Annotated in this window: 11 protein-coding genes; 7 read left to right on the forward strand and 4 right to left on the reverse strand. The window is 40.6% G+C overall.

Annotated features, from left to right (window positions below; all coding sequences use genetic code 11):
* Window position 1: 1 nt before the first annotated feature.
* Together PAARA_RS14870 and smrB are read right to left on the reverse strand one after the other, a co-directional pair.
* Window positions 2-922 (reverse strand): AEC family transporter, encoded by a 921-nt coding sequence (locus PAARA_RS14870; protein WP_062569800.1) that lies wholly within the window; start codon window positions 920-922, stop codon window positions 2-4.
* 24 nt (window positions 923-946) lie between these two features.
* Window positions 947-1,504, reverse strand: coding sequence for an endonuclease SmrB (gene smrB, locus PAARA_RS14875; protein WP_062569801.1), 558 nt, complete (start codon window positions 1,502-1,504; stop codon window positions 947-949).
* A gap of 101 nt (window positions 1,505-1,605) precedes the next feature.
* Here smrB and prmB point away from each other — a divergent pair, with 101 nt between their 5' ends.
* The 5 genes from prmB (at window position 1,606) to PAARA_RS14900 (ending at window position 5,834) form a co-directional block, all read left to right on the forward strand.
* Window positions 1,606-2,541: a 50S ribosomal protein L3 N(5)-glutamine methyltransferase gene (gene prmB / locus PAARA_RS14880; protein WP_054553196.1), complete on the forward strand. Its 936-nt coding sequence runs from the start codon at window positions 1,606-1,608 to the stop codon at window positions 2,539-2,541.
* A gap of 65 nt (window positions 2,542-2,606) precedes the next feature.
* Window positions 2,607-3,707: a chorismate synthase gene (aroC, locus tag PAARA_RS14885; protein ID WP_062569802.1), complete on the forward strand. Its 1,101-nt coding sequence runs from the start codon at window positions 2,607-2,609 to the stop codon at window positions 3,705-3,707.
* 232 nt (window positions 3,708-3,939) lie between these two features.
* Window positions 3,940-5,016, forward strand: coding sequence for a hypothetical protein (locus PAARA_RS14890; RefSeq protein WP_062569803.1), 1,077 nt, complete (start codon window positions 3,940-3,942; stop codon window positions 5,014-5,016).
* Complete coding sequence (locus PAARA_RS14895) at window positions 5,016-5,363, forward strand: hypothetical protein (protein WP_062569804.1); 348 nt, start codon at window positions 5,016-5,018, stop codon at window positions 5,361-5,363. Before PAARA_RS14890 ends, PAARA_RS14895 begins: the two co-directional genes overlap by 1 nt.
* 123 nt (window positions 5,364-5,486) lie before the next feature.
* Window positions 5,487-5,834 carry a hypothetical protein gene (locus tag PAARA_RS14900; protein WP_062569805.1) on the forward strand — a complete coding sequence of 116 codons (348 nt, stop codon included), beginning with the start codon at window positions 5,487-5,489 and terminating at the stop codon, window positions 5,832-5,834.
* A gap of 89 nt (window positions 5,835-5,923) precedes the next feature.
* Here PAARA_RS14900 and PAARA_RS14905 read toward each other — a convergent pair whose 3' ends face one another.
* Entirely contained in the window at window positions 5,924-7,930 is a 2,007-nt protein-coding gene (locus PAARA_RS14905; RefSeq protein ID WP_062569806.1) for a fused MFS/spermidine synthase, read from the reverse strand.
* A gap of 130 nt (window positions 7,931-8,060) precedes the next feature.
* Between PAARA_RS14905 and PAARA_RS14910 the strand changes: the two genes are divergently transcribed.
* Complete coding sequence (locus PAARA_RS14910; RefSeq protein WP_157066213.1) at window positions 8,061-10,064, forward strand: winged helix-turn-helix domain-containing protein; 2,004 nt, start codon at window positions 8,061-8,063, stop codon at window positions 10,062-10,064.
* Between the two features lie 14 nt (window positions 10,065-10,078).
* Here PAARA_RS14910 and PAARA_RS14915 read toward each other — a convergent pair whose 3' ends face one another.
* Window positions 10,079-10,921, reverse strand: coding sequence for a LysR family transcriptional regulator (locus PAARA_RS14915; protein ID WP_338053567.1), 843 nt, complete (start codon window positions 10,919-10,921; stop codon window positions 10,079-10,081).
* 98 nt (window positions 10,922-11,019) lie between these two features.
* Between PAARA_RS14915 and PAARA_RS14920 the strand changes: the two genes are divergently transcribed.
* Window positions 11,020-11,670, forward strand: coding sequence for a glutathione S-transferase family protein (locus tag PAARA_RS14920; protein WP_062569808.1), 651 nt, complete (start codon window positions 11,020-11,022; stop codon window positions 11,668-11,670).
* Window positions 11,671-11,682: the final 12 nt, after the last annotated feature.

Raw genomic sequence — 11,682 nt, forward strand, 5'->3', positions numbered from 1 at the left:
ACTAAAGTAAAATACTTAACCAAACACTAAAGCTGACTACACTTAATACCGTTGAGAGCACCACAGTACTTGCGAGCGTCGCTTGATGCTGCTTAATTTGATTGGCGATTAGGTAAGCGTTGACTCCTAAAGGAGAGGCGCTTAAAAGTACTAAAACGTTCAGTAACGATTGTTCTAGATGAAATACGTAGCCTGCAAAAAAGTAGACTCCGTACGGTAACATGGCAAGCTTGATGATGGTTGCGATAAGTGATGCTTGTAAGTTGTCGGCCACTTTATAAAACGCAAGGTTCGCTCCTAATACGAATAACGCACAGGCAATGGCAGGTTTAGCAAGTAAGCTGAGGCCATTTACTAAATCATCAAAAAGTGTAAAGCCAAGTAGGTTTACAGCAAGGCCGCTACTGATGCTTAATACCACAGGGTTCAGTAGCATGTTTTTAGCAAATGCTCGCCAAGAAAACGTTTGCTGCGATTTAGCACTGAGCAAAAAGGTGAGGGTAAACAAAAGTGCGCTATGAAAAGTAATGATCATAAACACAATGCCGACCATTTGCTCGCCAAGTGCAGCAATAATAATAGGCAAACCTACCAGTACCGTATTTGAGTAACTACTGCCAAGGGCAAAAACTGCGTGATGTGATGCTGCAGATTGTTTCTTAATGCAATAGCGGTCAATAACATAGCCAAGGGTGTAAATAGCCAACACCGGAATGTAAAAGCTCAAAAACCCCGCAACAGACACACTACTTTGTAAATCAGCTTGGGCCATATTTAAAAATAAAAAAGCAGGCACACTAATGTAAAAAGTAAACTTACTTAACCCTGCTATATGCTCTTTCGATAAAAACGTGCTTCGCGAGCTGATGTAGCCACTTAACACGATAAAAATCAGTGGAAAGATAATCGAAAAAATATGCACATTAGGCCTTATGATAAGAAGACGTTAGCGTCTGAACTCGTCACTTTGTGGAAGGTTAATTAAAATAAGTACTGCACCCTTACCACCAAATTCAAGCGGTGCTTGGTGCATGGCAATCACATCAGGGTGTTGTACTAAATATTGCGGTACCTTGTGTTTAAGTATGCGCTCACCAATACCGTGCACAACACAGGCGCAATAGTAATGTTGTTTTTTACACTCATGAATCAAACCCGCTAGCTCGTCTTTGGCTAATTCTTTATTTAAGCCATGTAAATCAAGGGTTAAATCAGGTGGGTAATCTCCACGGCGAAGTTGTTTTGCCAAATAGCTATCGTGACCAGGCTTGACATAACTGACGGTGCCGTGAGTGTCGATATCTGGTACATATTCATCAGAAAAGAAAAATTCTGCCTGATGTTGCTTTTTTTGCTGGGAAAATTGCTTCGCTTGTGACACTTTAGGCTTATTGGTGAATCGAATAGTGTCTTGTTTAAATGCTTTGGCACCACTGATACTCTGACGAAATAAGTCAATATCGTCAGTGCTAATGTGGTTGTTGTCGTGGGGATCTTTTTTCATGGCGGCAGTCTAAACAAAAAAACGCTAAAAATCGAGTAAAAACCAACTGAAAAGACGGTACAATACGCGTCAGAACAGACTTTGAAAGTTAAGGAACATACATGAACCATTTCCAGATAGAAGACGCAATTTTAGACGAGGCAATTGCAGAACTTTCAACGTTGCACGATTGGTTACGTTGGACAACCAGTCAATTTGCCAGCAGTGGTATTTTCTTTGGGCACGGTACAGACAACGCGTGGGATGAAGCTGTTAGCCTGTTATTGCCAGCGCTAAGCTTGCCAATCGACGCGCCAAAAGAGCTAATGCATGCGCGTTTAACCAGCACCGAGAAAAACCGTTTAGCTGAACTAATTGCAGAGCGTATTAATGATTGTACGCCAGTACCTTACCTGACCAACACCGCGTGGTTCGCAGGTATGCCGTTTTATGTTGATGAGCGCGTGTTAATTCCACGTTCGCCATTTGCAGAGTTAATTAACAATCGCTTTGCACCATGGTTAGAAGAGCCAAGCTCAGTTACGCGCATTCTTGATTTATGTACAGGCTCTGCATGTATTGCTATTGCACTTGCGCAAGCATTTGAAGATGCACAGGTTGATGCGGTTGATATTTCTTATGAAGCGCTCGAAGTTGCCGATATCAATATCAGCGATTACATGCTAAATGACCGTGTACTGCCAATTCAGTCAGACGTGTTTAGTGGTGTTCCGGGTCAAAAATATGACCTGATCGTCGCTAACCCACCGTATGTTGATGCTGAAGATATGGCTGATTTACCACGTGAATTCCATCACGAGCCAGAGCTTGGTTTAGCATCGGGTCATGATGGTCTTGATGTTACTCGCACCATCCTAGCGGAAGCTGCTGAGCATCTAACTGATAACGGTTTGTTATTTGTCGAAGTTGGTAACTCTATGGTACATATGGAAGAGCTGTACCCAGGTGCGCCGTTTGAGTGGGTTGAATTCGAACAAGGTGGTCTTGGCGTGTTTGTAATCAGCAAACAGCAGCTTGTTAACTATTTCGCAGATTAACAGCAGATTTTAAAAGCCGAGCCTGAGGGCTCGGTCTCAGTAGTCATTAGGAATGAGGAAAATTAATGGCAGGTAATAGCATCGGGCAACTATTTAAAGTGTCCACCTTTGGTGAGAGCCACGGCGTTGCATTAGGCGGCGTTGTAGATGGCACACCAGCTGGTCTTGAAATTAGTGAGGCCGATTTACAAATTGATTTAGACCGTCGTAAGCCGGGGCAAAGTCGTTATACAACACAGCGCCGCGAAAGTGACGAAGTAAAAATTCTTTCAGGTGTGTTCGAAGGTAAAACCACAGGTACTAGCATTGGTTTACTGATTGAAAACACCGATCAACGTTCAAAAGATTACGGCAAAATTGCCGATGTATTTCGCCCTGGTCACGGCGATTATACCTATTGGCATAAATACGGTATCCGTGATTACCGAGGTGGTGGTCGCTCTTCAGCCCGTGAAACAGCAATTCGTGTAGCGGCAGGTGCAATTGCAAAAAAATACCTAAAACAGTTTCATGGTATTGAAGTGCGTGCTTGTTTGAGCCAGCTTGGGCCAATTAAAGCTGAAGATTACAACTGGGATGAAGTGGAAAACAATGCATTTTTCTTCCCTGATCCAAGCAAGTTAGACGCGCTTGATGAATATATGCGCGACCTAAAAAAGCAAGGTGATTCGGTAGGCGCTAAAGTTAAAGTGGTTGCTAAAAATGTGCCTGTTGGTCTTGGTGAGCCTGTATTTGATCGCCTTGATGCAGAACTTGCACATTCATTAATGAGCATTAATGCAGTAAAAGGCGTTGAGATTGGTGATGGCTTTGATGTGGTTGAGCAAAAAGGCTCTGAGCACCGTGATGAATTGACCCCAGATGGTTTCACATCAAATCACGCGGGCGGTGTACTTGCAGGTATCTCGACAGGACAAGATATTATTGCCTCTATCGCACTTAAGCCAACTTCAAGCATTACCATACCTGGCAACAGCATTAATACTAGCAACGAAGCGGTAGAGATGATCACCAAAGGACGTCATGACCCATGTGTAGGTATTCGCGCAATTCCTATTGCTGAGGCGATGATGGCGATTACCTTAATGGATCACTTATTGCGCCAACGTGGTCAAAACCCACATGTAAGCCACGAACATGGACCAATCAAAGGTTCGATTGATTAACTTGGTTTGATTTAGCAAAGAACTATAAACTTAAAACGCGGCTTGATTTGCCGCGTTTTTGATTGAAAGTGTGAGCTATATATTTTCTAAGAGTGATGTGCTTTATCTTTATATAAACCAATTTATTAACATGGCAATTAATGCAAAAATTTTTTCATTGCGGGTTTATTGAACTGTTCATTTGCATTAGAATCATCACAATTTAGGGACTAATTTAAAAAAGGATATTTTTATGTCAGAACAATTCAACTTGTGTTTTAGCACACAAAGCCGTGCTGCATTACCCATCGATATTAGTAATAAAGAAGCTTATAAACAGTTTCGAAAAGATAATCCCCATATTTTTGGTTCTTTTATACCTGCAGGTACCCCTTTTATTTTGAGTGAACCAGGTTCAAAAAGTGTTAAAAATTTACGTGCTAATCGTCCAGACCTTGCATGTGCTCTGGACAGTGTTAATAGCTGGTCTCAGTCGACTAAACGCAATATCACTAAAATGGCTAATGATTTCGGTAGCGATAATACATTTGCAATCGCAGAGTTATACGAAAAAGAACTCCAGCCTTACCTCAAAGAGATGGCGGATATAATGAGCTATAAGGTTGACTCTATTGCTGCTTCGGGGGCCGCTGCAACTGCTATCAACTCGAAAGAAGCTAGGTTAAGCAATTTTGGTAAAGCGTTATTTAAATATCAGAAGAGCTTAATGGCAATTAGAGCTGCAGCTAAAAATAAAGCGCCTAAGCATGAACTTGTTAAACTAGGTTATAAAGCAAAAGCAGCCCATTTAGAAGTGAACGAAAGATTTACTCGAGAGCTTAGCGCTATTGCAAATCGAGTGAAGAGCGGCAGTAGAGGGAATATTTGGTCTAACCCTCAACGCGGTATCAATATAGCCAAAAGTGCTCGAAATGCTGCACCTATACAAGTTACATCGCTATCAGGTATTCGTAGCCTGCGTTCTTTAGAAGTTGGTTCATCAGTACTTGGTAATGGCTTAATTGCTTTAGATGCAGCGGTACGAGCAGATAAGATATATGGTGATTATAAATCAGGGGCAGATTGGCACAGAACTTTGGCTGTGGAAACGACAGGTTTCGGCTTAGGAACTGCATCGGGTCTTGCAGCAGGAGGTGCAGTTGTTAAGCTTGGAGCGGGTTTAGCTATTGCTGCCGGTCCTGTAGGCTGGGTGATACTTATTGGTGTAGGGCTAGCAGCAGGTTATGTTGCAGCTAAAGTTGGCGACTATTCTGGTCAATCGGCTGCCGGTATGCTCTATGATAAAAGTTCAAATATGAGTTTCTTTTAATGGAAATAAAAAGTGTTTTTGAAGTTTTAAATGTAATTTTTGTATTGAGTTTTTTAATTTCTGGATTGTGTTTTACGCGCTTAACCATTCGTCACTTAGATAAAAAAATCAAAGAGGAAGGTGAAGGAACACCGTCATGGGATAGGGGCGGGATGGGTCTTAGAGTCGGTATGTATGCGGTCACACTGATAAAGAATAAGTCAGATAAAGCATCACTTACAGAGGATGAGATCATTCTACGTCATGCAAGGCCTATCGACCGTGTTCTAGCTTTTTCTATGAGTATAAGTTTAGTGGCTATATTTATATTATGGCCATTAGGGAAATGGCTGGGCTATTTAGTTTAGTATTTGTTTTGGTTAACTTCAGCATTTAGGCATGGAGCTAGATTTAATACATGCAGTTTTTAGTAATGAGCCAACTAACTACAAGTAGCTGTATTATAAAAGTTCAAATATGAGTTTCTTTTAATGGAAATGAAAAGTGTTTTTGAAGTGTTAAATGTAATTTTTTTAGTTAGTTTCTTAATTTCAGGGTTACTTTTTACACGGCTCACAATCCGCCGATTAGATAGAAAAGTGAAAGAGGAAGGAAGCGGAACGCCAAGTTGGGACCGAGGTGGAGTGGGTCTCAGAGTTGGTATGTATGCAGGAATATTAGTTCGAGGTAAGAAAGGAAAAACCCCTCTAGCAAATGAAGATATCATTTTACGCCATGCAAGACCCATAGACCGTTTTCTGGCATTTTTTATGGATATCAGCCTAATTGGTATGATTCTCCTAGGGATAACGGGATTGTGTTTGGGATACTTTGACTAGCAATACCCTAAAGTGGCTTAGTGTTTAGAAATTAATGCAATTTAATAAGCGTGATGATTAATAAAAATCATCGCGCTTTTTTATGCCTGTTAGAATTTTAATAAGGGGAGTAGGCTGTGTTTGCTATCAGTCCACATTGCCAGCTCGCTATGTGGGTAGCGTTTAATGGGTGACAAATCACTGATAGATACACGATTTAAAAAAGCCTGATTATCAGTTAGCACCACCCAATCTGAGCCTATGTCTGATGGGCTATGGCCTTGATAGCTAAACTTTAACAAAGCCTTATTGAAGTGTTGGCTATGTGCCTGTAATACAGGCAGTAAGTCGATATGATTATTTGAAATATGCACAATCAATACGCCATTTTCATTGAGCCTCTGCCAATAAAGTGACATTGCTTCTTGGGTTAGCAAATGCGCAGGAATTACATCACTGGTAAATGCATCAATAATTAAGACATCAAATACTTCGTTCGCATTATTTTTTAGCGCAATACGACCATCCCCTAAGCTGACTGTGAGCTTGGCTTCACTGTTTTCTAAATATGAGAAATAACGCTTTGCCATCTCGACCACAGCAGGGTTTAACTCAAAAAAGTGAATACTATCCTGCTGGTCTGCAAACCGAGCTAAAACGCCTGCACCCAAACCAATCACGCCAATGTTTAGTGCGCTGTGTTGTTGTAGTATGGCAAGTGATTTAGCGACACCAGTATGCTGGTGGTAATAACTTTGCTCAAACTGTTGGTTTGGGTTTAGTGGCTCTGAGCCATGAATCGTGGTGCCGTCAATTAAGCGCCTTTCTTTTATTGATTGAGTGTTTATATCTTTAACCGCTAAATAGCCATAAAAGTTGCGGCTAGTCGCAACGTTATATTGGTTAAAGTTTACCGCTAAAAAACAATAACACGATAGCCAAGCAACGGAGCTGGTTGCGAGAGTGAATTTGAGCTGTTTTGTCTTTGTTCTAGCTTTTAATTGGTAGTAACACACAAAACTAAAAATAACCGCTAATGTAAGTAAATACTCGTCAATTTGGACGAATAGCAATGGGGCAATGAGCGTACTGAAAAGCGAACCTAACACACCGCCAAGGGCGATATAGAAATAAAAAATCGTAAATTGCTCATTTTCAGGGGCCTTGCTTCTAAGCTCACCGTGGCAAATCATGCAGGCGGTAAATAGAATCAGGCTGTAAATTATAAGCTGGGCTAGGGCATTGAATAAGCTGCCAAAATAAAACATCAGCAGGCCTGCAAAAGCCGAAAATATAAACGCATATGCCCACTTATGACGCTGATAATTTGCTTTGTTGGCAAACGTATAACTAAAGGTGAGCAAGTAAATTACAAGGGGCAGTGACCAAAGTAATGGCATGGGTGGAATATTAGTGCTGATCATATGCGTGGTAGATACCAACATGGCTGAGCTTAAGGCACTGAGTAACAGCCATTGACCTTTACCTTTTAATACCGTGATATGCCTAGTTTGAATAGGCGCTCTTGATATGTCGGGTGCTTTTTTTAGTAAAAATATTACAAGAAGTGTTAATAACAAGCAGTAGCTGATAAGTCCAAATAGCCAGTAGGTAGTTTGCTGCTCTAAAGAAAATAGTAATTCATAAACGAGCGGGTAGCTCATTAACGCCAGTAAAGAACCCAAGTTTGAGATGGAATACCAATGGTAAGGCACTTGTGCTGAAGCAGTTTGCACATACCACCTTTGTAAAAGCACGCTGGTGGCGCTTAGTAGAATAAATATTGGACCAATTTCTATAAATAAATTAACAAACACCGCAAGCGTAGGCGGCCACTTTGTGAGATTCGGGGCTGCAAATTTTGTCACAACAATGAGTGTGGCACAGGTGACTAAAACTATATGGGTGACTACCTGCAACTTAATATGAAAGTGACCCATGCTATGCGCATAGAAATAGCCAATAAGTAACATGACTTGATAAAACACTAAACTCGCTGACCAAATGGATGCACCACCACCAAATTGGGGTAGAAGTTGTTTTGAAAGCATCGGCTGAATTTGAAAAATTAAAAAAGCACTGATGAAAATAGTGAGCGTTGATAAATATTTATACATTGTTTTTATTACCTATTTTGACATAACAAAAACAATCTAATAGTCAGAGCAAAGTGACAATGGAGTAACCCTTGAGTTTCTCTTAAGAAAACCTTAATCTTTGATTCGTAAATATTTATTGGAGAAGTAAGTGGCGCGTTATCGAATCGGCAAATTTGCAATTGATGAGAGTCGATGTTTAATTTCATCGCAAGATTATGAGCAAATAGTCGAGCCAAAGGTCATGGATGTATTACATACTCTTTATTTAAATAAGGGTGAAGTGGTAAGCCAAGAAGTAATCTTTGCAAAAGTGTGGCCTAATGCTACCTATAACCCAAGTTCGGTACAGCGTTGTATCGCATTGCTGAGAAAAGCACTCCAAGAAGATGCCAAAAATCCGCAGTTTATAATTACACACCCTAAGCGCGGTTATAGCCTTGAAAAAGTAACAGACGGGCAAGCAAAAACACTAAAAGCGCAATTTTTGCCATTTTTAGTTGTTCTGCTAATTAGTTTTGTTGTTATTGCTTGGCAGCTAATACCTCAAAAGAAAGTAAATACTCACTTTAACCAGTTAATGCCACTCACTTCGAGTGAACTAAATGAAGCTAACTTATCACTTTCACATAGTGGTAAGTACCTCGCTTTTGTGCGAGGCGATAAAGAGAGCCAACATATTTGGATTAAAGAGCTCTTAACAGAGCGAGAGGTGAGGCTGACTGAAGATGCCGCAAGCTACTACGCGTTGGGGTGGTCTACCTCCGATAATGCGATCGCGTTTGTAAAAACCGTAGACCAAACACAATCACTCAACACCTTAAGCATAGATTTATCAAAATTTCTGCCATTAGAGCAAACGACAGTGAGTGTTTTTAGTGACAGCATATTAACCAGTCATCACATAGATTGGGGAGCTGATAAGCTACTCTATTACATAGAAAAAGAGAAACAAAACAACGATACTCGACTTGTCTCACTGGATTTAAACACTAAACAAAAGACACGCTTAGTAACAGCAGCACAACAAGATTGGTTACTTGTGAGTGCGTTATCTAAAGATGGTAGTAAAATCGCATTAGGCATTGAAGCAGGGCAAAACAAATACCGTATTGATGTACTTGACCTTACCAATAGAAAATCACAAACCATTACTGTCATAGAAGATGGTATTCAAGGCTTAAGCTGGCACCCAAATAATCAAGCGTTATTAATTAGTCAACGCAATCAGCTTATTCACTTAGACCTTGATGGTGAGCTACAGCTAATTCCATTTAATAATTATCAAATAATTCGTGATGCACAGTACACATCAAACGCTGAAGCTATTTTGATGGAGTTAGTAAATGTTGATGTGGATATTGTCAGCCAAACACGCGCTAAACCAGACACTCTGACCAAACTCGTTGATACCTCATCAATCGACTTTCTTCCCGTGTTTTCGCCAGATTCTACTCAATTTGTATTTGAGTCACATCGTTTTGGATTAAAACAATTATTTTTATACGACAATGGTAAGCAAACACGTATTTTTTCAAACCCTGATAACCATGAGTTATTTGGCATAGTTTGGAGCCAAGATGCTCAACAGGTTTACACTGCAAGTAAAGATACATTATTTAAAATTGATTTAAGCAGTGGCACTTATGAATCAATTCCTCATGGTAATCACTCTTTTTATTTAAGAGAAATGTATCATTATGAAAACGCAATTCTGGTTTCTTATCGCGCAGAGGATGGACAGACATTTCACCCGGCTAAATTTGATTTAACAAGTCTAACTTTGACACCATTTACAGGCTCAGGGAAACGCTTAAGTTGCTATGGTATGGATTTAGATGAGCAAGATCAGATTTACTTTTCGAACAGTAACGAAGTGTTTCGAGTTAATAGCCGTGGCGATATAGAGACTGTTTGGCAAGCAGCTAACAATGACATCATTGGTATATCTGTAAGTAACCAGCAATTAGCCGTTACCATGGAGTATGCTGATAAAGTCAGCTTTCAGCGTATTGATTTAGCAACTGCCAAAACTGAACGTTGGCAATTAGCACAACCTAAGCAACATATGCTGATCAACAGTGCTCATGATTTAAGTGAGTTTTTATATCTTACAGAACCAATTAGAACTCGCAAATTGGTTAAACTCCAGTAGTTTATTATGCTTATTTATTCCCTAATCAACTCCACAATCTGCTTTAACTGTTCATGGCGAACAGGGTTGTGGGCATGATTACCATACAGTAGCACAATATCAACCATAGGAAGGGTTGGCAGCGAGCCATCGCTGATTTCTTCCACACTCCCTTGCACACTTACTCGCGCCATACTCCCAATGGCGAGGCCTTGTTCAATTAGGCCATGTAACGCACCCACAGAGCCACAACAAGCAACAATATTAAAACGACGCTCGGCTTTTAATAGACCCTCAATACTGGCTTGGTGAAACTTACAGTCTCGTTGAAACAAGGCGATTGGAAGTGGTGTTGAATCGTTAATCTCAAAAGCAGGGCTTTTCACCCACACACCTTGGCTTGATTGTAATAAGTAACCTTCTTCGCTGTCAGGTGAGCGAGTGGCAATTACTAAATCCAGCATGCCTTGGTCGAGCTTGGCTCTAAGCTCAGTGCTTGGGGCGCAGCTTATCTGTAAATCAAGCGCATTAAATTGTTGGTGCAGAGCATCAACAAGCTCTGGTAGTAAAGAATGGGCATAGTCATCAGGACAGCCAATGCGCACACGTAAATTACCTGTGCCTGCTTTTAATTGCTTAAACGCCTCATCATGAAGTGTGATCAGTTGCTTTGCATAACTTGCAAGCTGGTGGCCTTGCTGGGTTAGCACCAGTTGGCGCCCTTGTTTTTCAAAGAGTGGACTTGCTAAATCTTGTTCAAGCTTTTTCATTTGCATACTCACCGCAGATTGAGTTCTACAAATTTGTGCTGCGGCGCGGGTAAAACTTCCCGTATCAACAAAGGCACAAAAAGTTCTAAGGGCATCAATATCCATCATGTATCAGCTTTTCTTATAGGTTGTATAAAAACTATTGGCGAGTAATTAACCGCTCGCTACTTTATAGTGAACTTAATCTACTCGTTAAAGGACGTATAATGCAATTATTTATTGGCAATAAAAATTACTCAACTTGGTCACTTAGAGCGTGGTATTTACTGAGTAAATTCAATGTCTCGTTTGTAGAAAAGCAACTAGTCTTAGATACCCCTGAATTTTATGAAGCGCTAAAAAGGAAGTTTCCAGTGCAAAAAGTACCGGCTCTTATAGATAGCAGTTTAATCGTGTGGGATTCGTTCGCAATTTGTGAATACATCAATGATGCTTATCTAAATGGTGCTGCTTGGCCTAGTGACATAGCCCAAAGAGCAAAAGCGCGGAGCTTAGCTGCCGAGATGCACTCTGGCTTTGCTGCACTTCGTAATGAAATGCCTATGAATATTCGTGCTAAAAGGCATATTGAGTTATCAGAACAAGCTAGAAAAGACATTACGCGCATGGATGAGATATTTTCGGCTCAGCAGCAAAGTTACCCTAATGCGTGGTTATTTGGTGATTTTTCTATTGTTGATGCGATGTTTGCACCTGTGGTGCTGCGCTTTAAAACGTACCAGACTGAGCTTTCGAGTGCAGCACAAGCTTATTGCCAGCATGTACTTGCGTGCCCAATCTTGCAAACATGGGTTGCTAAGGCATTGGCAGAAACAGATATTGTTGAATGTGATGAAGCTGGCGAGGAGCTTATTTAATTAAAGTGAAAA

Origin of the sequence: Pseudoalteromonas arabiensis, from assembly GCF_001550155.1 — a bacterium.
Lineage (GTDB): Bacteria > Pseudomonadota > Gammaproteobacteria > Enterobacterales > Alteromonadaceae > Pseudoalteromonas > Pseudoalteromonas arabiensis.